Here is a 21927-nt window from a genome sequence, read left to right as displayed (position 1 = left end):
TCAGGACGGTGTCGAAAGTCGAACTCACCAGCTACTCCTGTTCGGTTGCCATGGACATGGCGACAATGGCGCGCGTGACCCGGTCCAGAACGACATCCAGCGATTCGCCGATATGGCGGTGCAGCAGCGTGTAGGCGCGCGGAAGATCTTCGGCCAGTACGGCATTCAGAATCGCGAGGTGCTCCTCGATGGTCACCTCGATGCGGTTGTTGACCATGAAGTCGTACATCCGCACATGGCGGATGCGGGCGTTCACCGCCACCAGCGCCCGCACCAGCTCGCTATTGCCGGACGCGGACAACAGCGCGACGTGGAACTCCTCGTCGACGATCACGAACCCGGGTTCCTGAGCGGGCGGATCGGCCTGCAATGCCAGCCAGCGCTCCCGCTCCAGCTCGAGCAACTCCCGATCGTGCCCGACCCCCGGATTGTCGATGGTGCGCTGAATTCCAGCCAACTCCAACGTGATCCGCAGCTCATACAGATCCCGCACCTTCGGAATGCTCGGCCGCACCGGCGTGAACCCGACCTCCTCCCGCTGCACGAGCCCATCCGCGCACAGCATGGCCAGCGCCTCCCGCGCGGGCGTCCGCGAAATCCCGAACCGAGCCGAAACTTTCGGCTCGGTCAGCCGCTCCCCGAACTTGATCCGCCCGTTCATGAGATCGTCTCGCAAGGCGGCATACACCGTGTCCCGCAGGTGCCCCCCGGCCGCATCCGAACGCGTACCCAATGGTGTCGACATGCCTGTATACGCTATGGACCAGCCATTTCCTCATGATCACATCGCGTAACCAATGAGTTAGCAAGAGCTCACAGGCGCCTGTCGGCCGCCGCTTCTACAATCCTCGGCGTGACGCTCACGCTCGCCGATCTCGTCGGCTATATCGATCGCGACCTCGATTCCGATCTGGCTCGCTGGTTCCCCGATGCGCAACCGGTCCGGATTCCGGCGGAAACACGGTCCATCGCACCGTTTCTCGAAAAGCTGGAGTCTTCGGACGCGACGGCGCTCGCCGCACTCGATCGGCGGGTTCGGTCGGGGGAGATGCCGCAGTTCCTGGATGTCTTCGATTGGTCCTACGGGTTCGACTTCGCCGGAAACGATTGCGGGATTCGGGATTCGGACTACAGCACCGAGCTCACCGACGACGATGTGTACTCGATCGGCGCGGATGGCGGCGGGAATCTGTATGTCGTTCTGACCAATGGGCAAGTGGCCGTGTGGTTTCACGAAGAAGAAGTACTCGAGGGCGGTACTCGCTTCGACAACCTCGACGTCTTCGTGTGGTCCTACGTCCGCTACCGCGCCGTCCGCGCGGGCAGGCTCGACCTCTCCGCCGTGGCAGCGGACTTCCGGGCACTCGGTCAGGATGGCGCCCTGGACCCCGGCCTCGGCCTGCTATCGCTGATGAAATAAGGACAGGTACTGGCGTGGTGGCGAGACGGCGTTAGGTTGGCCACCATGGCATACGAACATGCGCTGGCGTATGTGCTGGGTCTGGAAGGGGCGGCACTGCTGCGGGCCTTTGCCGGTGAGCATGATCGGGCGTTCACCGAGGCGCGGATCGAGGAGATCCGGAAGATCCTGGAGGACGGGACGATCGGCGCCGCCGGGGTGGATGTCGACCATGTGGATGTCGCTGAGGGATATGGCATTTGGGCGGCCGATTACGACCGGCCGGACAATCCGGCGTTCGACTACGACGGGTCGATCGTTCGTGCGGTCGCGGGCAGTGTGCTTGCGGGCGTCGCCCTGGATGTGGCGTGTGGGACCGGGCGGGTGGCGAGCTTGCTGGCCGATTGCGGGCATGCGGTCATCGGCGTGGACCAGATGCCGGAGATGCTCGATATCGCGCGAAAACGATTGCCCGACGGTGACTTCCGGATCGGCACTATCGACCGGGTACCGGTCGGGGACAGTGCGGTAGATATCGCGACATGCTCGTTGGCTTTGAGTCACGTCGCGGATCTGCGCCCCGCCTTCGCGGAATTCGCTCGCGTGCTGCGGCCGGGCGGTCATCTGGTGGTGGCGGATGTGCACCCGGAACAGGTTGCCCGCACCCATGTCCCGACCGTGCACCGCGCGGATGGCACTCCCGCGCGTGTGCGCTCCTACCAGCACCGAACGGGAGACTACCTGCGGGCCGCGCTATCGGCCGGATTCGAGCCTCGCTCCTGCGAGGAGCCGGTCGCGGCGGCAGCCGCGAATTCCGGTGTCCCGATGATGATTCTGTGGCACTTCACCCGGCAAGGTGGGCGGTGATCACCGGCGCGATCCGCGCGGTCAGCGTCGGCAGCGGCTCCGAGGCGACCGGTTCGACCCGCAGGATGTAGCGCAGGTAGGCGATGCCCAGCAGTTGCGCCATCGCGAGATCGATACGCAGTTCCGCGTCCGGGCCGGGCAGGGCCGCGGCGACCTGCGCGTACACCTGGCCTTGAATGAACTGGCGGACCAATGTCGCGGACTCCTCGCGCGTCACGGCACCCCGCAGAATCGCCAGTAGCGGCGCCCGCGATTCCGGTCGATCCCAGGCTTCGAAGAACACCCGGGTCAGGCGCTCCCCGATGCCGCTCGGATCACCCGCGGTGATGCGGGCGGCGATATCGGCCGGTTCGAACGGCCATCCCATGGTCGCGCGGAACAACTCCGCTTTGCTCCCGAAGTAGTGCCTGATCAGCCCGGGGTCAACCCCTGCGGCCGAGGCGATCTCGCGCACTGTCGTCTTCTCGTACCCACCCTCGGCGAACCTGCGCCGCGCGGTGCTCAGCAGCACGTCACGGGTATCGGTCTTACCGGGTCGTCGTCCAATCGGAGGCATAGTGCCAGGAATTCTACGAGCGTTGACTTTCAAACGCGCGCAGCGCTAACCTGGCCTCAGAAATTCCACAACTGAGGAGTTCTTCCGATGCCTACTCCCCGCTGGGTCGCCAAAGCCAACCGCTACGGCATCAACCAGCTCACCCGCTTCATCGCCCCCTGGGCCCCGGGCTGGGCGGTCATAGTCCACCGCGGCCGCAAATCCGGCCGCACCTTCCGCACCCCGCTCTGGGCCTTCCGGCGCGACGGCGGGTATGTCATCGCCCTGACGTACGGGTCCGAATCCGATTGGGTCCGTAATGTTCTCGCCGCCTGCGGCTGGGAGCTCGTAGCCCGCGGTCACCGGTACGAGGCGACGAATCCCGCTGTCTATCGCGATGAAACCGCTTCGGCCATGCCGATGGTGATTCGCTTCATGCTGCGGTACGTGCTCCGGGTGCCGGAATTCCTCAGCATCGACGTGGCTCAGGACGCCGTGCGGACGGACAGGGTCGGATCACCGAAGGTCTTTCGATAGTTCCGGGGGGCGGTGCCGACCTGGCTTGTGAAGTGGTGGCGGAGGGAAACGGCGGATCCGAAGCCGGATTCCTCCGCGACGCGATCTATTGGCAGGTTGGTGGTTTCGAGTAGATGCTGGGCGCGATGGATCCGGGCGCTCAGGAGCCACTGCAGAACAGTTGTCCCGAGCTGTGTTTCGAAGCGGCGCTGGAGAGTTCGGACGCTCGAGCCCGCATTGGCGGCGATTTCGGCCAGGGTGAGCGGGCGAGTCAGGTTGTGCTCGAGCCAGTCCAGCACGGGCTGGAGCGCTGTCGCGTCCTGCGGCGGCTTGTGCTGGGTGATGAATTGGGCTTGGCCGCCGTCGCGTTGGGGCGGTAGCACAATGCGGCGCGCGCATTCGGTGGCGACGGCGGAGCCGTAGTCGCGGCGGATCATATGCAGGCACATGTCCAGACCGGCCGCGGCTCCGGCGGACGTGAGGATCGTGCCGTTGTCGACGAAGAGCACCGCGGGATCGACTTCAATGAGCGGATAGCGCTGGGCCAGTTCGTCGCAGTGCAGCCAGTGGGTAGTGGCGCGGAGACCATCCAGCAGACCGGTGGCCGCCAGCACGAATGCGCCGATACAGATGGAAGCCACCCGGGCGCCCCGGGCCGCCGCCGCGCCGACCGCGTCGATCAGCCGGGGATCCGGATCGAACACGCTGGAGGCGCCCGGAACGATCACGGTGTCCGCCTGCTCGACTGCCTGCAATGGCCATGCGGTCTGCAGGGTGAAGCATTGCTGTCCGGATGCCACGGCGCTTGCCTCGCCGCCGCAGACACGCACTTCGTAGGCGGGGCTGCGAAGACCTGAGCACCTGAGGCCAGGTCGAAGGCATTAACGCCGCTCGAGACGATGATCGCCACCATCCGCATGTCGCAATCCTAGCGAATTTCGACGCCCACGCCTCTGGTTGCCCGTTCATAGCAGGCCCACTATTGGGCAATTGACTAGCTGCTGGACCGAACCACAGGAAGGGAGTGCGAAATGAAGCGAATCATCCTCCACACGGCGGTGATCACCGCAACCGCGCTGGTTGCGCTCGGCCTGAATTCCACCGCGGCGGTGGCGGAGCCCGTACCGAATCCGCCACTGGTGCCACCGGGCTACGCCGGGTCCCATTCCGCCGAGACCGTCGGATACGGCCCGGAGCTGCCGGACGAGGCGGCCGCCGTCGCCTACGGGTTCTTCAATCCGGATGTCGCGCCGCAGGGTGCCAACGACTGGGGTTGTAAGCCCGACGACGCTCACCCTCGCCCTGTGGTTCTCGTGCACGGAACGTGGGCCAATGCCTTTGCCGCCTATTCGTCGATGTCCCCGCAACTCGCACGCGCGGGCTATTGCGTATTCACCTTCAACTTCGGCCGTCCCAATGTCCCCGGCCCCGGACTCGACGCAATCCTGCCCGGCGCCACCGGCGATATCGGGGAGTCGACCAAACAGGTCGTGGCCTTTGTCGACAAGGTGCTCGCCGTCACCGGCGCTGATCAGGTGGATATGGTCGCGCATTCCCAGGGAGGTCTGGAGGCGCGTTCGTACTTGAAGTTCGAGGGCGGCGCGAACCCGGACGATCCCGCGCGGAACAAGGTGAAGCACCTCATTACGTTCGGCGCCACCAATCACGGCACCTCGCTCGACAGCATCGGCACGCTCATCCTGGCCATCCAGAGCCAGCTGCCGCCCGGGGTCGTCGATCTGCACGTGCCGTTCATGCAGGCGTTCGGCGTGGCCGCGATCCAGCAGGTATACGACTCGCCGGTGATCACGAGGCTGAACGAGGGCGGCGATACCGTGCCCGGCGTGGACTACACAATTGTGGGCGACCGCTACGACGAGGTCTCCGCTCCCTTCGACCAGACCTTCTTAACGGCCGGACCCGGCGCCACCGTGAATAACATTGTCCTGCAAGACGGTTGCCCGGAAGACATCTCCGACCACAACTCGATGCTCTTCTCACCCAAAGCGGTGTCCATCGTGTTGAACGCCCTCGACCCGATTGCCCACCCCGACGTGACCTGCGCCCCCAATCCCTGGCTGCTCTGAACCGAGTGATGGAGCCCTCGAGAGGATTTGAACCCCTATCTGCCTGACTCGAAATCAGGTGCGGGGGGAATCAGCCGAATACGCGGGTGCCGCCTACGTAGGTTTGGGTTACGGTGAGGGTGGCGATGTCGGTGGGGGCGATCTGGAACGGATCCTGGTCCAGGACAATGAGATCGGCCAGGTTTCCGGGGCGCAGGCTGCCCGTGTCGTCTAGGTGGTTGATGTGGGCGGAGCCTGCTGTGTAGGCCGCGAGGGCGGTCATTAGGTCGAGGCGTTGGTGGGGGGAGGGGGGAGTTGGGGTGGATGCGGTTGACGGCTACGTGGATGCCTGCGAGGGGGTTGGGGTCGCTGACGGGCCAGTCGCTGCCGCAGCACAGGGTGGCTCCGGCGCGGAGGAGGTCGCCGAAGAGGTATTGGTGGTCGGCTAGGTTGCCGCCCAGGAAGGGGAGGGTGAGGTCGTCGAGTTGGGGTTCGTGGGCGGCCCAGAGGGGTTGGAGGTTGGCGGTCGCGCCGAGGGGGTAGAAGCGGTGGATGTCGTTGGGGTGCATGACTTGCAGGTGGGCCAGGTGGTGGCGGTTGCCGCGTTGGCCATTGGCGTGCAGGGCGGCTTCGACGGCGTTCAGGGCTTCCCGAACGGCGCGGTCGCCGAGGGCGTGGAAGTGGACTTGGAAGTCGTGGGTGTCGAGTTCGGTGACGTAGTCGCGCAGGGCTTCCGGGTCGACGAAGCTGAGGCCGCTGTTGGTGGTGCAGCAGCCTTTGTGGTCCTTGTAGGGCTCGGTCATGGCGGCGGTGAAGTTCTCGGCCACGCCGTCCTGCATGATCTTGACGGTGTCCAGGCGGAAACGTCCGGCGCTGAATTCCTTGCGGCGCAGCAGCATTGCGGTGATCCGCTCGGCGTCGTGGTCGCGGTCCCACCATTGCGCGCCGACCACGCGGGCGGTGAGCAGGCCGCGGGCGGCGGCGGTGTGGTAGGTGGCGGCGTGGTCCATGGGGCCGCCGTCGGCGGTGACGATGGCCTCCTGCCAGGCGGTGATACCCAGGGAATGCAGGCGCGTCTGCGCGCGCAGGAGCCCGGCGAGGCGCTCCTCGGGCGTGATCGGCGGGACGATGCGCTCGACCAGGTGCATGGCTCCCTCCTGGAGCATGCCGACCGGTGCGCCATCGGTCTCGCGTTCGATGCGGCCGTCGCTCGGATCGGGCGTATCGGCGGTGAGACCGGCCAGGTCGAGCGCGCGGGTATTGGCCCACGCACCGTGATGGTCGCGGTTCACCAGATAGACCGGGCGGTCGCCGACCACGGCGTCGAGCTGCTGCCGGGTCGGGATGCCGCCCGGAAAGCTCTCCATCGACCAGCCGCTGCCGGTGATCCATTCCCGCTCCGGATGCGCCGCGGCATAGGCGGCGATCCGGCGCAGGTACTCGCCGAGATCGGTGGTCCCGGTGAGATCGCATTCGCCCATTTCGATGCCCGCCGAGGCGGCGTGCACGTGGGCGTCCTGGAACCCAGGCAGCAGGGCGCGCCCGGCCAGATCCACGACTTCCGTCGCGGGCCCGATGTATTCGCGCACCTCGGCATGCCCCACCGCGGCAATACGGTCGCCGGTGACCGCGAGCGCCGTGGCGCGGGTACGGGCCGAATCCATGGTGAGCACGCTGCCGCCGGTGAAGACGAGATCGGCGTAGGACATTCAGTTACTCCTGACAACGGTGGTGGGGGGCAACTCCGCGGTGGGCGACGATTCGATTGTGCCTGGCTCGCCCGCGACCAGGGTTCCGCGCGCGGGGCGCGCGAAGTACGGGGATTTGCGGACCCATTTGGCCCAAGCGCCGACCGCGAGACCGGACAGCACCATGAATGCGGGCACCGACAGCACGAACCAGCCGTTCTCCGCCGCGACCTCGTAGTGGTCGGCGCTGGTCCAATACGTCCAGCACAGGTACCCGGCGAGCGCGAAGAGCATGGCCGCGCCGAGAACCGGCAGGACCACCGCCGTCAGCGCCGCGCGCGGGGTCGTGCGCACCAGGCCGCGGAATCGGGCGGCCGCCGCGAGCGCCGTCGATCCGTAATAGAGGGCGACAATGATGCCGATGGCGCTCACCGTCGCGTTGATCAGGTCGGGAACCGTCGGAATCGCCAGGGCCACAACGCAAACCAGCAGCCCGAGCCCACCGAGCGCCAGCGTGCCCGCGGCCGGGGTGCCGTACCGGGGATGCACGCGCGACCATACCGGACCCAGCGTGCGGTCCCGGCTCATGGCGAACATGCCGCGCACCGTGGGCAGTACACCGGCCTGCAGCGAGGCCACGGTGGAGAAGGTCAACGCGATCATCGGCAACAGCGTCAACGGCGACGTCGCCAGCGCCTCACCGAAGTACACCAGCCCTTCCGCGCCGTGTCCCGCCAGCTCGTCGAACGGCAGTACGCGCTGGAATGCGAAGGAGGCCATCAGGAACAGTCCCAGGGCGAGCAGCATCGTGGTCGCCCCCGCCCGCCCTGCGGTGCGGCTGTCGTGGCACTCCTCGCTCATGCTGAAGGCGGCATCGAAACCCCAGTAGCAGAAGACCGCCGTCACCATGCCCTGCGCGAACGCCGCGGCCGACGGGATATCGAATGGATTCAGCCAGTCCAAGCTGAACGGCTGCGACCCCGCGACCAGGCCGTAACCGCAGAACCCCAGCAGCACAAGGTATTCGAAGACGAGCAGCACACGCTGAAACTTCGCGGCCAGGCCCACGCCCACGGCCGCGGTGAGCACGGCCGCCACCAGCAACGCCAGGCCGACAAGCGTCGATTGCAAGGTCGATTCCGGCAGCAGCTCCAGCCCGCCGATCCGCTCCAGCCCAATCTGTCCCGCCAGCGCCAGCAGCGCCGACCCGGTGACGGTGGTGGTGTAGGCGAGGAACAGCACCATGCTGAAGGTCATCACCCAGCCGCACAGAAATCCGAGCCAGGGATTCAACGACCGCCCCACCCACACATAGGTGCTGCCCGCATTGGGTTCGACCCGATTCAGCCGGGCATACGCGCCCGCGATGCACGCCACCGGAACAATGGCCAGCGCCATGATGATCGGCAGATGCAGCCCGACAATGGCGGCGGTGAGCCCGAGCCCGATTCCGATACTGGTGGTCACCGCGGTGGTTGAGGCGGCGATCACGACGTTGTCGAGTACGCCGAGGGATCTTCGCATATCTGTCGCCATGAGCTTCAACTTCCGGATATTGCCGTTTCGGTTAGCACATGAGAAATGCCGACGTATCTTTAGGTCAATACTGTTGACATAAGGTGCCCCGCATGACCGACCAACGCAGCCCCGGCGCTCCCCGCCGTCGACGCCGCCCCAGCAAACAGGGAGCCATCCTTTCCGAGGAGTTGATCGTCGACACCGCACTGCGCCTGATGAAAGAGCATGGTGCGGGCGGCCTTTCGGTCCGCCGCCTGGGCGCGGCGCTGGGTGCGGACCCGACCGCGCTCTACCGCTACTTCACCGGCACCGACGATCTCCTGCTCGCCATGGCCGATCAGCTCATCGGCCGCGCGAACGCGGGCTGGACGCCCTCGGGCGATTGGCGCGCGGATCTGCGCGCCATCGGCCTCCGCATACGCGACAGCTATCTCGATTGCCCCCAGGTCGCGCTGCTCATCATGTACCGCACCACCGGCCGCAGGCACGAGGCCGCCTCCATCGACACCATTCTGGGAGTGCTACGCGGCGCGGGCTTTCCGGACGGCGAGGCCGTGCGCCTATATCACGTACTGGTCGAACAGGGCATGGCCTATGCCGCCCAGCACGCCTGCTGGGCGGCGCTGCCGCCGGACGCAAAACAGGCCGACTACGCGATCTGGGACGAGACCTATCCGGCGCTCCCCGCCGACACCCATCCGAATCTGACCGCCGTCGCCACGCTGCTGCAGCCCGAAATGCGCCGTAACTCCTACGATTACGCCCTGGAGTTGTTCCTCGACGCGGCCGCCGCCCGGTTGCTGACGCTGCGCCCCGGCAAATCCCGGGCACGCCGACTGAGATGACCCGGAGCGCGGGATCCACGGCCGGTCAACGCGACCAGATATTCCAGGTGCCGCGCAGGTTCGTACAGCGACCGGACTTCCGCAACGTCGGAATCAGCTGTGTGAAGTAGCCTTTGGGCTCACACTTGTCATCACAGTTCTCGTGGAGCTTCAGCCCGTGCTCGGCGGCATCGAGGTTCATGATCGGATAGTCCGGAACTTCGTGGCTCACATAAGGGCTCACAATGCCTACCTGGTTCGAAGGGGAACACCCGATGGCCACCGGGCTGGCTACAGAAGTACGCCCGCCCCGGGGTGGGTGGGGGTTCCGCGGTGAGGAAAACGCGTAGTAAGTCCCAGGCTTTCAGAACGGCTGGTTCCAAATTTCGGCCCCTTCGGTAGTGAGGCTAAGAGAATGGCTGGATCGACCCTCGCGAGCAGGGCACTCGGACGGCTGCTGGCCCAGTACCGCAAGCGCGCCGGATTGACCGTGTACGCCGCGGCCCAGGTCGTGGAAACCTCGCAGCAGACCCTCGGGCGGGTCCAGGACGGGGTCAAATCCAAAGTGCCGCAACTGTGGATCAATGCCTTGGCGGATGCGTACGGGGTCGGCGACGATGAGCGCCGGGTGCTCATCGGGCTGGCCCAGGAGCTTTCCTCGTCGCAGAAGAACTGGTGGCGTGCGTACGCGGACGAGATGAATCCGGGTTTCGACCACTACATGGGGCTCGAGCAGGCGGCCCGCAAGTACTCGGCCTGGCGAGTCACTGTGGTTCCCGGCCTGCTGCAAACCGTCGAATACCGTCGTGCGATCACCTGGACGGAATCGCCTGGCATGCCACCGGACCAGGTGAACAAGCGATTGGACATGGCAGTTGGACGCCAGGCTCGCATACGGGACACGGGATATACAGTCGATGTCATTCTCTCGGAATCCGTTCTTCGCGATCGGATCGGCGGTCCAGGGGTGATGGCAGACCAACTTCGGAGGCTTGCCGAAGACGGAACCAAGCCGAACGTATCGGTCCGTGTGGTCCCCTTCGAGTCACCCGGACATCTCGGCTCTCTCGTGGGATCGTTTGTGCTGCTGGAGTTTCCGAAACTGCCGTCGACCGGATTGATCGAACCGCCGGTAGTCTTCGTGGAAGGATATGCGGGCGATCTCTACCTCGAACGCGAGGGCGAGGTGAAGCGGTATCGAGAGGCGTTGGCCGAGATCAGCCGGGTAGCGTTGAGCGAGGACGCAAGCAGGCAGCTCGTGCTGTCGATAGCCAAGGAGTACGGCGAGTGAAGATCGACCTGTACGGATACCAGTGGTTCAAGTCCAGCCGTAGCACCAGTTCGGGCGGCGAATGCGTGGAAGCAGCACATCTGCGCGGCGGAAAGGTCGGCGTGCGTGACTCCAAACTCGGCGGAGCGAGCCCGATCCTGATCTTCGATGGATCGGTGTGGGACGGGTTCGTGAACGCTTTGGCGGCGGGTGATTTCGACCTTTAGATTCGATCTGAAACACACTGGGCAGTTGAACTTATTCCCTTGGTATCCACCTGCTCTTCAGCGTCGGACGGGATAGAGCAGTTCGAAGACGGTACCGGCGACGGGTTTGGGCTCGGTTTGCGGATGCCAGACATGGCCTGCCGAGGTGTCGGTGACGAGGTAATCGGCTTCGGTGCCGGGGACGTGGTCGAGGACGCCTTCGCAGTGCGGGCCGCCGGTGGCGTTCACCTTCGGGAGGTCCTCGGGGTAGTGGTAGGGCTCTCCGGCGGGCATCAGGCTGGCGTTGAAGAAGACCGCGGCATCGGGGCCGCCGCCGAAGAGGTAGGCGATGAGTGGCATGTTCGTGCCGAGGCCCGCGATGGTGCAGTTGACGGCCGAGCGGTACTCGTGGAGGGTTTCCGAAGTCGGGCGCAGCAGGCGCAAGGCTTCGACGAGCGGTGATTCGGTCTCGGCGAGAATCGGCGTGGCGGTATCGGCCAGGCCGATAAGGTTGGCCAGCAGGGCATCGATACGCGGCTGGGAATCGACCAGTGCGGCGGCGGTGACGGCGGCATTGTCGTTGGTGCGCAACAGGTTCGGGAGGGTATCGCTGTACAAGCCCGTAACCGCGGTCGTGGATCGCAAGTCGTGCCGCAGGGCGGGCAGGGCAGGGTTGAGCTCGCGCAGCACGGTGTCGCTGTCGACCAGGAGCCCGCCCAGTCGGTCGCCGCGGCCCTCCAGCGCCGCGCCGATGGCTTGCAGGGTGGCATTGAGCTTTTCGGGCTCGACCTGCACGAGGACATCCGAAAGATGCTGGAAAAGCGTGTTGAACTCCACGATCACATTCGAAACCGGAATTACCGCACCGGGTTTCAAGGACTCCCGGGACGGCTGCGCGGGCACGGTGAAGTCGATGTACTTCGCGCCGAACACCGTGCTCGAATGGATGTCCACGGAGACATTGGCGGGCACCAGCTTCAATGACTCCGGATCGATATCCAGCACGACCAGCGCACCGGTCGCGGTGTTCTCGACGGCGGCCACCCGCCCGATCTCCACCCCGCGGACTTTCACCTTGGCATCCGGATTCAGCACCAGACCGCTGCGGGGCGCCGCCACGGTCACCCGCGCGGTGTCCTCGAATCTGCCCGCGAAGCTCATCAGGCACAGCGTGATCACCGTCGCGATCACGGCCACCAGTCCGCGCCCCGCCGATCTGACGACCAGCTTGTGCTCGAGCGGATGTCTCGAAAACCGCTGCCACCACCGTCGGAATACCATCTGCGCCCCCGTCTCGCCATAGCGCATCGAGTTCGAATGTGATCCGGGTCAATGGATTAGACCATGCCCGGACACGTGTCCGGGTTGGATTTCAGAAGGCCGGGGCGCACCGCTGTCACCGGAGTCCGGGCCGAGGTAGTAGAAAAGGGTGTCCCGCAACTACCGAACGGAGAGGCCAAGTCATGGCGACCTCTACAGCGCGTGCCCAGATCGGTGTCACCGGCCTGGCGGTGATGGGCAGCAATATCGCCCGCAACTTCGCCAAGCACGGCTACACCGTGGCGCTGCACAACCGCAGCGTCGGCAAGACCGACGCGCTGATCGCCGAGCACGGCGGTGACGGCGACTTCGTGCGCACCGAGACCATCGAGGAATTCGTCGCCGCGCTGGAGAAGCCGCGCCGGGTGCTCATCATGGTCAAGGCGGGCGACGCCACCGATGCCGTCATCGAAGAGCTGGCCGACGCCATGGAGCCGGGCGATATCATCATCGACGGCGGCAATGCCCTCTACACCGACACCATTCGCCGTGAGAAGGCCATGGCTGAGCGCGGGCTGAACTTCGTCGGCGCGGGCATCTCCGGCGGCGAGGAGGGCGCGCTCAATGGCCCGGCCATCATGCCGGGCGGGCCCAAGGAGTCCTACGAATCGCTGGGCCCGCTGCTGGAATCCATTGCGGCCCAGGTCGACGGCACCCCGTGCTGCACCCATATCGGCCCCGACGGCTCCGGCCACTTCGTCAAGATGGTGCACAACGGCATCGAATACGCCGATATGCAGCTCATCGGCGAGGCCTACCACCTGTTCCGCGACGCCCTGGGCTTCGACGCCAAGCAGATCGCGGACGTGTTCACCCAGTGGAACTCCGGCGAGCTGGAGTCCTACCTGGTCGAGATCACCGCCGAGGTGCTGAACCAGGTCGACGCCAAGACCGGCAAGCCGCTCGTGGACGTGATCGTCGACGCCGCCGAGCAGAAGGGCACCGGCCGCTGGACCGTCAAGTCGGCGCTGGATCTGGGCATCCCGGTCACCGGCATCGCCGAGGCCGTCTTCGCCCGCGCCCTGTCCGGTTCGCGCGCCCAGCGCAAGGCCGCCCAGGGCCTGGCCTCCGGCGTGCTGGCCGCCAAGCCCACCGATATCGCGGAGTTCACCGAGGCGATTCGCCAGGCCCTCTACGCGTCGAAGATCGTCGCCTACGCCCAGGGCTTCGACCAGATCGCCGCCGGTTCGGCCGAATACGACTGGGACCTCAACCCCGGTGATATGGCCACCATCTGGCGCGGCGGCTGCATCATCCGCGCCCGCTTCCTCAACCGCATCAAGGAGGCCTACGAGCAGGATCCGGCCCTCCCGTCGCTCATCCTGGCCCCCTACTTCCGCGAGGCCATCGAGACCGCCATCGACAGCTGGCGCCGCGTCGTCTCCACCGCCACCCTGCTGGGCATCCCGGTCCCCGCCTTCGCCTCCTCCCTGTCCTACTACGACGCGCTGCGCGCCGAACGCCTCCCCGCCGCCCTCACCCAGGGCCAGCGCGACTTCTTCGGCGCACACACCTACGAGCGCATCGACGCCGAAGGCAAGTACCACACCCTGTGGAGCGGCGACCGCAGCGAAATCTCGGCCTAGCCAAAGGTTCCGAACCTCCGAGTACGAAAGGCCCCGGCTCCCCGAGCCGGGGCTTTTTCGTGCCCGGACCCGAAACGCGTTGGCGCGCCCGCGAAGATCCTTCTACTGAGGCGAGATCTATTGTCCGGCAGTCGATCTCAACTCGTTTCTTCTCGATTGCGCCCAATCCCCGGCCGCCCGAGCGCATGATGAATGTGCTCCTTGCGCGAAAGGTAAGGGAACCAATGAGTATGGATCTGTCGATGGAGCGAATTCCCTCTCGGACCGGGGTTTTGCGCTCGGCGAAACAAACCCATCCGGAGTCGGTGGAGCGGCTCGTGGGTGACTATCTGTACGGCACCGACAGTGCCCCTGAATCGCAGGAGGAGCGGAGCCCACTGCTGGAGGTTCTCGAGGTGCAGCTGGAGAAGGGGCTCGCGGGCGGCGATACGGCCGCCCTGCTCGATGTGCACCGCAGCGCGTACGCGATCTACGAGACGCTGCTCGGCCACCCCTTCGGCGCCGGTGCTCGTCACGAACGCAGTAGCTGGTTCAACGCGTTTCGCCGGATCTTCGAGGACCGCGTGCTGAATGCCGATATCGAAACCATCGCGGACCGGCTCCCGTCGGCGGCGGACGCGGCCCGGCCCGAGTTCGTCCGCGATTGGATGCTGGCGGCGGCCCACGAGCGCAGCGCGCTCGACAGCGCGGTGGAGACCTATCTGGCCGAGCGGGCCACCGCGGACGAATTGGCCCGGTTCATCGAAGCCAACGGCTACCTCAACTACCGCTTCTACGACGTCCTGGCGCTGAGCCAGACGCATTTCATGGAGACGGTGAAGAACCAGATCAGCCATCATCTGTGGGAAGAGTGCGGCGAGGGGAACCCGCTGATGTCGCACACCGTGCTGTTCACGCGCAGTCTCCGGAAACTCCGGTTGGAACTGCCCGCGGTGCCGCCGTGGGAGGACTGGCGTCCCTATGCGGGGTACAACGTACATTTCGTCCTCGCGTTCAACAGGCGTCACTACTTCAAGGTGCTCGGCGGTCTCGCCATGCCGGAACTCTTCGGTTCCGGCCGGGACGCCGCCGTCGTCGCCGGTCTGCAGCGGTGCGGTTTCGCTCTGCACCAGGACTTCGAGTTCTTCTTCAACCACATGGAGGCCGACGCCGAACACGGCCCGGAATGGCTCGACGGTGTGGTGCTGCCGGTCGTGGCGGCCGAGCCGGAGGCCGGTCACGAACTGATCGTCGGCGGGGCGATACGGATGCTGGCGATGCGCCGGTACAACGAATACCTCGCACTCCGGCTCGGAGTCACCGAAGGCGCTGTCACCGACCATGAGTGACGAATCCGGCGCGGCCGTCCTCGCGCACGGCGTCGCCGCGTATCGCGAAGTCCTGCGCGAACGACTCGTGGCGGCCTATGCCCTGGGCAGCCTGGCCCATGGCGGATTCGCTCCCGAGGTCAGCGATGTGGATCTGGCATTGATCCTCGACGGCAGGTCACCGGCGGACCGGCCGACCATCGAGCGCGTGCGCGACGAGGTGCATGCGCGCGGCGGGCTGTACGGTCGCCTGTCGGTGTTCTGGAGCTCCGCGGTCGCGCTGGCGGACAACCGCGGTGACGGCAGGTTCCCGGCCATCGACCGGCTGGATCTCGCCGAGCACGGAAAGCTGCTGTACGGCAAGGACATCGCGGCGGATCTCCCACGTCCCGGCGCGGCCGAACTGATCGGGGACAGCGCGCGATCCGCGCTGGAGTTCTTCGCCACCGATCAGGTCGTCGACACATTCCGCGATCCCCACCGGCTGGTCGGTGATCGTCTCTGGCTGACCAAGATAGTTCTGCTTCCCGTGCGGTTTCTCCACACGGCCCGGACCGGCCGTGTCGAGGCCACCGACAAGGCGGCGGAGCGCTATCTGACCGCCGCGCGGCCCGTGGCCGGTGAACTGGTCGGGGCGGCGATGCGCTGGCGCAACGGGGAAGCGTTCGACGAGGACGACGCCGTGCTCCTGCTCCGCGCCCACCTCGTTCCGCTGTATACGCACTACACCGACTCCCTGCTCGCGGAAAGTCTGTCCCTGGCGGGCGATTCGGGCCTCGTCGCGGGCTTCGAGGAGTGGCGGGCTCGGCTGCGACAGTGACCGTTCGGCCGGGCTACCAGGCGCCGACGAAGAGTTCGAGGACCGCCAGGGACACCGCGCCGAGCAGCGCGACGATCAGGCCCACGGCGAGGGTCAGCACACGGGCCTGCCTCGGGTCGCGGGAGAAGCGGGCGGTGAGGTAACTGCCTGCGGCGCCGAGGATTCCGAGTACGAACGCGCCGCCGAGCAGGAGGTAGAACAGGCTTCCGATGGCGGCCGCGGGGGCGCCGGGGAGGCCGTAGACGTAGTCCGAGAGCGGGACGGGGAATCGGTAGAGGGTGGCGACGATCGCCGCTGCGAAAGGGGCCGCGACGATGGCGGCGAGGGAGCCCCACAGGGCTTCTTTCCAGGCGACGGGTTTCGAAGGGGCGGGTGTCCACGGGTGCTGCGGAGCATGCGACATGCTCCGCAGCGTAGGCGGGTGCGGGCGGGCCGGGCATGGCGGAAACACCCATGTCGGCCGGTAGAAATACTCGGATCCCGGTCAGTCCCAATGGTCGATCTTGAGATCGTCGGGGCTGGGAGCGCCCTTGCCGGTTTCGAGGAGTTGTTTGAGGCTCACCAGGTAGGTCGCCCATTTGGTGCTGCAGTGGTGCATGAAGTCCACGGGCTCCTTCCAGTCCTGATGCTTGAACAGCACGGTGGTGTAATCGCCGGACTGGGAAAGGTTCCAGTCGATGTGGGTGCCGATCCACTCCTCGGGGCCGTCGATCACCTCCCACAGCACGTGGCTGCCCGGTGCGAGCTCGCGGACCTTCATATCGAATCCGCCTGCGGGGAAGCGGAATCGGAGCTCGCCGCCGACCTCCTCGCCCTTGCCGGTGGTGTCGGTGGTCCACCAGCTCGCCAGACCCGCGGGGCTGGCGAGCGCGGTGTAGACCTCGGACGCGGGGGTTTTGATGCCGACCTTGTGCAGGATGTCAACCATTGTCGTTGTCTCTCTCCGGAGTTGCTGTGGCGCGCTGAATGGCCTCGGCAATGCTCTTGATGCGGCGCAGCCTGGCATCCCAGGCCGCCCCGACCGAGGACAGTTGTGCGACGGCACGCGCGAGTTGCGCCTCGTCCACGCGGTACCTCTTTTCCCGACCGGCGGGCGCGGCATGCACCAGGCCTACGCGGTCGAGGACGCCGAGATGTTTGGCGATGGCCTGCCGGGTCACCGGCAGTTGCTCGCTGAGCGTGGTGGCCGTGCCATCGCCGGCCGCCAGGAGCAGGTCGAGCATCCGCCGACGGGTCGGGTCGCCGATGGCGGACCACAGATCGTCGTCGACAAGGGTGCTCATCGGGTCGACACCAGCCGGGCGATGTACTCGCCGAGCCGGGGGACGAAGGTGTCCCAGCCGCTGATGTGCTCGCGGTACATCTCCTCGAGCTGCGCGGCCTCCCAGCCTCGCTCGCGCCACCCGCTTTCGGTCAGCCGGATCCGGGTGCCCGCGCCGACCGGTGTGAGCTCGAAGGTGACCAGCAGCGATTTCGCATCGTCGGCGACCGTGCTGTCCGGATAGCACCAGCGGAAGGAGAACAAGCACGGCGGATCGACCTCCACCACGATCATGCCCTCGACATCCACGCGATCGCCCCAGACCAGTTCGCCGACCGCCCCGGGCTTCGACTCGAAGGAGGCGTCGTCGGACCACCATTCCTTGATGTGCTCGGGCTTGCTGACGACCTCGAACACCACATCGGGGGAGGCGTCGACATGAATCTCACGTTCGATGCTGCCGTATTCTATGCTCGTAATCCTTCCAAGAAGTGCAACCGTTTGTTGCACATCACGGTAGCCGGATGCGCGGCGAAGCGCAACCATTGGTTGCTTATGGAGAGGAAGGCCAGGTCAGGCGAGCTGCCGACGGCGGTGATCGGCCACGTGCACCCGCGTCGAGCAGCGGGTGGAGCAGAAGCGGCGGCGGCCGTTGCGGGAGGTGTCGACGAAGACGATGTCGCAGCCCGCGCGGGCGCAGCGGCCGATGCGGGCCGGATCCTCGCAGAAGAGGGCGGCCAGGCCGAAGGCGGTGTACGCCTTCACTCGTTCGTCCACGGGCGCGGTTTCGTCGGAATAGTGCAGGTGCGGCCCGCGGCCGTCATGGGTGGAGATGTAGGGGCGACTGGTGGTTTTCGCCAGCAGCGCATTGAGCAGTTCGACCGACGGCTGCGCGAAGACCGCGTCGAGTTCCCTTATCCAGGAACGGAGTTCGGCATCCTGGCGGGCGTCGACGGGACCCAGTGGCTTGTAATCCGATTCGGCCAGCAGCTGTCCGAGGTCCTCATCCGGACCGGCGTTCACCAGGCGGGTGGCCAATTCCGCCGCGACGCCCCCGTAAGGGTTGAAATGCACTAGCTCATTACATCAGGGTGGAGCCATGTCCGCTACCTGCCCCGCCTGCTCCTGGTCCGAACCGGCGCTCGTCTCCGCCCACGGCACCGTTCGCTACTTGCGCTGTGTGTGCGGCAAGTGGCTGATTCAGGACAGCGAGGTGGTGCTGGCCACCGCGGGCAGCAGCGCGTTCGGTGACGCGCACGGCGAAACCCGCAGTGGCGCAGGGGAGTTCAACTGAGTGTCGGTGCTACGGCACGACCTGCACGATATCGCCCGGATTCAGGTGGTAGAAGGTGCGCTCCGCGCCTTCGGGAGTCATGCGGATGCAGCCGTGCGACTGTTCCTGGATCGGCCCGATGTGGGTGGCGATATCGCCGTCGAAGAACACCGCCCACTTCATCGGCACGTGGTGCAGGGTGCTCCAGTGGTCCTCGCGCTTGAAGTCGACATCGAAGGTGCCCACATTGGTGCGGTAGCCGGGCCTGCCGTGTGAGATCGGGGTCGGGCCGTAGACGACCCGCCCGTCCTCCATGAGCCAGCCCTCATTGGTCGACAGCCGCAGGCAGAACCGCGCCTCCGACGAGCACGGGGCGATGACCGGCGGCGCCGGGGCGGGCGGAATGATGGCCGGGACGCCCGGGATGTCGGGACCGCCCGGCCACAGGGGTTCGGCCTGCACCGGGCCCGCAGTGGCGAAGCCCGCGGCCGTGACACCCGCGAGGATCGCGAGGCGCCCCGCCCAGGTACGAGTGTGTTTACTGCCCATGACGCGTCCAGCCTTTCGATCGGCAGAACTTCGGAGACGTTCAATCATACTGCCCAGCAGTCGGTTTTGCGATCGATCCGATCGCCGACGGGCATTTCGATCGAGAACTGTGATCAACGCGAGCCGTCGTGTACAGGGCGCTCGACAAAAGTAAGTAAATGAGCCATTCCCGTCAGGATTTCGTCAAAATGATCAGAACGATTTAAATGGCGCATATGGAGTCACTTTTCGTGATCAGTGCGATTGCCGTCACTGCCCTATCCACCCGACATGCCCGAATTTCCTGAGCTATACCCATATTGGTTAATGGCAGGTTACTTCCACCTGAAAGTTTCATATCTCGGATAGCTAGCCGTGCGAACGAGTTGTACTGTCCGATCATCGCAACGCAGCGATTCTCGAATCCCCACATCCACCGGGCAATGAAGTGATCGCGACCACTTCCGAAAACCCTTGCCGTGGTTCGCAATGAGTGCGAGTCTGCGGTTCGCCCGGCACCTCTCCAAAAGTACATCTCTTCTGATAGGTGGTCGAAATGGCCGATCTGTTGGTGAACGAGTTCCACGGCGATATTCGCACCTGGTCCGCACCGCATTGGAGCGCGCACGACCTGATCGCCGCAAAACGAGGACGGACCGTCTCGGTCGTTCTCCCGGCGCTGAACGAGGAAGCCACGGTGGCCGATGTCGTCCACGCGGTGCGCTCCCTCCCTCCCGGTCTGGTCGACGAATTGATCGTCATGGATTCCGGATCCACCGATGCCACGATGCGCGTCGCCGCCGCTGCCGGCGCGACCGTGGTGAGCCGCGAAGCGGTATTGCCCGAGCACCCGCCCGTCCCGGGCAAGGGCGAGGTGCTCTGGCGATCCCTGGCGGTGGCCTCCGGCGACATCGTGATGTTCATGGATTCCGATCTCATCGATCCCGATCCGCAATTCGTCCCCAAACTCATCGGGCCGCTGCTGCTGGATGAATCCCTGGTCTTCAGCAAGGCCTATTACCGCCGCCCATTACTGGTCGGCGAAACCTTCGACGAATCCGGCGGCGGCCGGGTGACCGAACTCGTGGCGCGGCCGTTGCTGGCGGCGCTGCGGCCTGGACTGCGGCATGTGGTGCAACCCCTCGGCGGGGAATACGCCGCGACCCGGGAGGCGCTCGAACGCCTCTGCTTCGCACCGCATTACGGCGTAGAAATCGGTCTGCTGATCGATGTGTACGACCGCTATGGCGCCTCGGCTATCGGGCAGGTGGACCTTGGTGTGCGTAAACACCGCAATCGGCCGCTGCACGAATTGGGCGTCATGAGTCGCCAAATCATGGCCACGGCGCTGGAACGGTGCGGACTGCCCGATTCCGGCGCGGGCATCGTCCAGTTCCCGCTGGGCGCCGAAGGTTTCGCGCCGCGCGAATCCGACTTGCATACCGAGCATCGGCCGCCGATGAATTCGCTGCTGCGGATCGCGTCCTGAAAACCGCTCTGGAAAAAGCAAGGAGGAAATAGATCATGATGCAGAGCGGGCTCATCGACGACTGGCGCCCCAAGGGCGGCCGGTTGACGATCATCCGTCCCACCGAGAACGCGCGCGCCGCGGCCATCCGCGCACGCGCCGATGCCACACCACCGTCGTTCCAGCAGGACGCCTATCTGGAAATGGCCCGGACCGCCAAGCAGACGGGCGGGCGCTTCGACCGGTTGATCCTGTGCGCGTTCACGCTCACGGGTGAACCCGATATCGCGGCGCTGGTCCGCGCCACCACCGCCGTCGTGCGCCGCCACGACGCCTTTCACAGCTGGTTCGAAATCGACGGCGATCTCCACATCCAGCGGCGCGTGCTGGAGGCCGACGATATCGATCTCGTCGCCGATTCCTGGGGTGAGATCGACGGCTTGCTGATCAGCCGCATTCTGCAGCGGGTGACGCCCGGCCCGACCAGCTGGGATTGCTTCACCTTCGCGATCACGGATCACGGCGGCTCCTTCACCGTGGTGGTGGCCTGCGATCACCTCAATACCGATGCCGTTTCCGGCGGCATCATCAGCGGTGAACTCGTGCAGCTGTATTTCGATCCCACCGCCGCCACCCGACTGGCGGAAGTCCCGGTGGCCAGCTATCGGGAGTACTGCCAACGCGAGCGCGCCGAAGCCGCGCGGCTCGTGGAGCAGTCGCCGCAGATCACGCAGTGGGCGGAGCGCATCCGGGCCAATGGCGGCCGGTTGCCCAGTTTCCCGCTGGCGCTGCAGGATCCCGAGTCGACGGTGTCCGCCTCGGCGGCCTCGGATCGGCGGGTCCTGTTGTCCGGCCCCGCGGCCGACGCATTCGAGGACGAATGCGCCCGGGCGGGCGTGCGATTGGTGTCCGGCGTCTTCGCCGCGGCCGCCTATGCCGACTACGAGCTGTCGGGTCGCACCAGCTATTTCAATCTCTCGCCGAAGAACACTCGCGCCGGTGCGGCCGAGCAACGCACGGTCGGCTGGTACGCCAGCCTGATTCCGATCGCCTTCGACTTCGATCCCGCGGAAGGCTTCGCCGCGACGGCGCAGCGCGCCGATGCGGCCTTCTCCTCCGGGAAATGGCTGTCCAATGTCTCCCTGCATCGCGTCGTCGAATTGCTGGAGGAGCACGAGGGATTCCATGTGCGGCGCGGCTGGGTGGCGCCCATGCTGTCGTTCCTGGATTTGCGGAAACTGCCCGGCGCCGAGCTGTTCTCCGCACTCGATTTCTCGTTCTTCGGCAGCCGGGGCACCTCCGAGGAGGTGTACACGTGGGTGCAGCGCACCGACGATATGATCTGGGCGGCTTCGCTGTTCCCGGACACCCCGCTCGCGGGCGGCGCGATGACGCGCTACTGCGATGTACTGACCCGGGTCATGGAATCCATCGCGCATTCCGGAACCGGTCCGCTCTCCCGCGACGTCGCGTAA

The 21927-nt window shown here is 65.9% G+C and carries 26 protein-coding genes; 13 read left to right on the top strand and 13 right to left on the bottom strand.

The window, feature by feature from the left end; genetic code table 11:
* Positions 1 to 31 precede the first annotated feature (31 nt).
* Positions 32 to 745 (bottom strand): GntR family transcriptional regulator, encoded by a 714-nt coding sequence (locus NC4_RS15625; protein ID WP_067538340.1) that lies wholly within the window; start codon positions 743 to 745, stop codon positions 32 to 34.
* Positions 746 to 853: 108 nt separating this feature from the next.
* On the opposite strand from NC4_RS15625, the gene NC4_RS15620 reads away from it, so the two are divergent.
* Positions 854 to 1420 carry a hypothetical protein gene (locus NC4_RS15620; RefSeq protein ID WP_067538337.1) on the top strand — a complete coding sequence of 189 codons (567 nt, stop codon included), beginning with the start codon at positions 854 to 856 and terminating at the stop codon, positions 1418 to 1420.
* A gap of 45 nt (positions 1421 to 1465) precedes the next feature.
* Positions 1466 to 2266: a class I SAM-dependent methyltransferase gene (locus NC4_RS15615; protein ID WP_067538728.1), complete on the top strand. Its 801-nt coding sequence runs from the start codon at positions 1466 to 1468 to the stop codon at positions 2264 to 2266.
* Here the strand turns inward: NC4_RS15615 and NC4_RS15610 are convergent.
* Positions 2244 to 2822, bottom strand: coding sequence for a TetR/AcrR family transcriptional regulator (locus NC4_RS15610; protein ID WP_067538334.1), 579 nt, complete (start codon positions 2820 to 2822; stop codon positions 2244 to 2246). The two genes, NC4_RS15615 and NC4_RS15610, sit on opposite strands and share 23 nt — an antisense overlap.
* Before the next feature lie 87 nt (positions 2823 to 2909).
* Here NC4_RS15610 and NC4_RS15605 point away from each other — a divergent pair, with 87 nt between their 5' ends.
* Positions 2910 to 3338 (top strand): nitroreductase family deazaflavin-dependent oxidoreductase, encoded by a 429-nt coding sequence (locus tag NC4_RS15605; RefSeq protein WP_067538331.1) that lies wholly within the window; start codon positions 2910 to 2912, stop codon positions 3336 to 3338.
* On the opposite strand, the gene NC4_RS15600 is transcribed toward NC4_RS15605, so the two are convergent.
* Entirely contained in the window at positions 3287 to 4117 is an 831-nt protein-coding gene (locus tag NC4_RS15600) for a GlxA family transcriptional regulator (protein ID WP_245721705.1), read from the bottom strand. The two genes, NC4_RS15605 and NC4_RS15600, sit on opposite strands and share 52 nt — an antisense overlap.
* Before the next feature lie 231 nt (positions 4118 to 4348).
* Here NC4_RS15600 and NC4_RS15595 point away from each other — a divergent pair, with 231 nt between their 5' ends.
* The gene (locus NC4_RS15595; protein ID WP_067538328.1) at positions 4349 to 5404 is read left to right on the top strand and encodes an esterase/lipase family protein; all 1056 of its coding nucleotides are present in this window, start codon (positions 4349 to 4351) and stop codon (positions 5402 to 5404) included.
* 35 nt (positions 5405 to 5439) lie between these two features.
* Here the strand turns inward: NC4_RS15595 and NC4_RS15590 are convergent, their stop codons facing one another.
* A complete protein-coding gene (locus tag NC4_RS15590) occupies positions 5440 to 7092 on the bottom strand; it encodes an amidohydrolase (RefSeq protein WP_439957506.1) in 1653 nt (550 codons plus the stop codon).
* On the bottom strand, positions 7093 to 8595 hold the full coding sequence (locus NC4_RS15585) for an APC family permease (RefSeq protein ID WP_245721704.1): 1503 nt from the start codon (positions 8593 to 8595) through the stop codon (positions 7093 to 7095).
* Between the two features lie 104 nt (positions 8596 to 8699).
* Here NC4_RS15585 and NC4_RS15580 point away from each other — a divergent pair, with 104 nt between their 5' ends.
* Positions 8700 to 9434: a TetR/AcrR family transcriptional regulator gene (locus NC4_RS15580; RefSeq protein ID WP_067538323.1), complete on the top strand. Its 735-nt coding sequence runs from the start codon at positions 8700 to 8702 to the stop codon at positions 9432 to 9434.
* Between the two features lie 25 nt (positions 9435 to 9459).
* Here the strand turns inward: NC4_RS15580 and NC4_RS15575 are convergent, their stop codons facing one another.
* The gene (locus NC4_RS15575; RefSeq protein ID WP_067538321.1) at positions 9460 to 9645 is read right to left on the bottom strand and encodes a hypothetical protein; all 186 of its coding nucleotides are present in this window, start codon (positions 9643 to 9645) and stop codon (positions 9460 to 9462) included.
* A gap of 183 nt (positions 9646 to 9828) precedes the next feature.
* Here NC4_RS15575 and NC4_RS15570 point away from each other — a divergent pair, with 183 nt between their 5' ends.
* Together NC4_RS15570 and NC4_RS15565 are read left to right on the top strand one after the other, a co-directional pair.
* On the top strand, positions 9829 to 10704 hold the full coding sequence (locus tag NC4_RS15570) for a helix-turn-helix domain-containing protein (protein ID WP_067538317.1): 876 nt from the start codon (positions 9829 to 9831) through the stop codon (positions 10702 to 10704).
* Entirely contained in the window at positions 10701 to 10910 is a 210-nt protein-coding gene (locus tag NC4_RS15565) for a DUF397 domain-containing protein (RefSeq protein WP_067538314.1), read from the top strand. Before NC4_RS15570 ends, NC4_RS15565 begins: the two co-directional genes overlap by 4 nt.
* 57 nt (positions 10911 to 10967) lie before the next feature.
* Here NC4_RS15565 and NC4_RS15560 read toward each other — a convergent pair whose 3' ends face one another.
* Positions 10968 to 12086: an MCE family protein gene (locus NC4_RS15560; RefSeq protein ID WP_169814812.1), complete on the bottom strand. Its 1119-nt coding sequence runs from the start codon at positions 12084 to 12086 to the stop codon at positions 10968 to 10970.
* A gap of 266 nt (positions 12087 to 12352) precedes the next feature.
* Between NC4_RS15560 and gnd the strand changes: the two genes are divergently transcribed.
* The 3 genes from gnd (at position 12353) to NC4_RS15545 (ending at position 15922) form a co-directional block, all read left to right on the top strand.
* Complete coding sequence (gene gnd, locus NC4_RS15555) at positions 12353 to 13795, top strand: NADP-dependent phosphogluconate dehydrogenase (RefSeq protein WP_067538311.1); 1443 nt, start codon at positions 12353 to 12355, stop codon at positions 13793 to 13795.
* A gap of 317 nt (positions 13796 to 14112) precedes the next feature.
* Positions 14113 to 15123, top strand: a complete 1011-nt coding sequence (locus NC4_RS15550; RefSeq protein ID WP_169814811.1) for an iron-containing redox enzyme family protein — start codon at positions 14113 to 14115, stop codon at positions 15121 to 15123.
* Entirely contained in the window at positions 15116 to 15922 is an 807-nt protein-coding gene (locus NC4_RS15545; RefSeq protein WP_067538306.1) for a hypothetical protein, read from the top strand. The genes NC4_RS15550 and NC4_RS15545 overlap by 8 nt, the downstream gene beginning before the upstream one ends.
* A gap of 13 nt (positions 15923 to 15935) precedes the next feature.
* On the opposite strand, the gene NC4_RS15540 is transcribed toward NC4_RS15545, so the two are convergent.
* The 5 genes from NC4_RS15540 to NC4_RS15520 form a co-directional block, all read right to left on the bottom strand.
* Positions 15936 to 16325, bottom strand: coding sequence for a hypothetical protein (locus NC4_RS15540; RefSeq protein ID WP_067538302.1), 390 nt, complete (start codon positions 16323 to 16325; stop codon positions 15936 to 15938).
* Between the two features lie 81 nt (positions 16326 to 16406).
* Complete coding sequence (locus NC4_RS15535; RefSeq protein WP_067538300.1) at positions 16407 to 16850, bottom strand: SRPBCC family protein; 444 nt, start codon at positions 16848 to 16850, stop codon at positions 16407 to 16409.
* Entirely contained in the window at positions 16843 to 17205 is a 363-nt protein-coding gene (locus tag NC4_RS15530) for an ArsR/SmtB family transcription factor (protein WP_067538297.1), read from the bottom strand. Before NC4_RS15530 ends, NC4_RS15535 begins: the two co-directional genes overlap by 8 nt.
* Positions 17202 to 17693, bottom strand: a complete 492-nt coding sequence (locus NC4_RS15525; protein ID WP_281186294.1) for an SRPBCC domain-containing protein — start codon at positions 17691 to 17693, stop codon at positions 17202 to 17204. Before NC4_RS15525 ends, NC4_RS15530 begins: the two co-directional genes overlap by 4 nt.
* Positions 17694 to 17756: 63 nt before the next feature.
* Positions 17757 to 18257, bottom strand: coding sequence for a CGNR zinc finger domain-containing protein (locus tag NC4_RS15520; protein ID WP_067538294.1), 501 nt, complete (start codon positions 18255 to 18257; stop codon positions 17757 to 17759).
* A 25-nt stretch (positions 18258 to 18282) separates the two neighbouring features.
* On the opposite strand from NC4_RS15520, the gene NC4_RS15515 reads away from it, so the two are divergent.
* On the top strand, positions 18283 to 18477 hold the full coding sequence (locus NC4_RS15515; protein ID WP_084529165.1) for a hypothetical protein: 195 nt from the start codon (positions 18283 to 18285) through the stop codon (positions 18475 to 18477).
* Between the two features lie 9 nt (positions 18478 to 18486).
* On the opposite strand, the gene NC4_RS15510 is transcribed toward NC4_RS15515, so the two are convergent.
* Positions 18487 to 19005, bottom strand: coding sequence for a L,D-transpeptidase (locus NC4_RS15510; protein ID WP_067538274.1), 519 nt, complete (start codon positions 19003 to 19005; stop codon positions 18487 to 18489).
* A 535-nt stretch (positions 19006 to 19540) separates the two neighbouring features.
* Here NC4_RS15510 and NC4_RS15505 point away from each other — a divergent pair.
* Positions 19541 to 20473, top strand: a complete 933-nt coding sequence (locus NC4_RS15505) for a glucosyl-3-phosphoglycerate synthase (protein WP_067538272.1) — start codon at positions 19541 to 19543, stop codon at positions 20471 to 20473.
* Positions 20474 to 20508: 35 nt separating this feature from the next.
* Positions 20509 to 21927 (top strand): condensation domain-containing protein, encoded by a 1419-nt coding sequence (locus tag NC4_RS15500; RefSeq protein ID WP_067538270.1) that lies wholly within the window; start codon positions 20509 to 20511, stop codon positions 21925 to 21927.

This window comes from Nocardia crassostreae, from assembly GCF_001613405.1.
In the GTDB taxonomy this organism is placed as follows: Bacteria; Actinomycetota; Actinomycetes; order Mycobacteriales; family Mycobacteriaceae; genus Nocardia; species Nocardia crassostreae.
The sequence above is the reverse complement of the archived record's forward strand: the minus strand, read 5'-3'. Positions and strand labels throughout refer to the sequence as shown.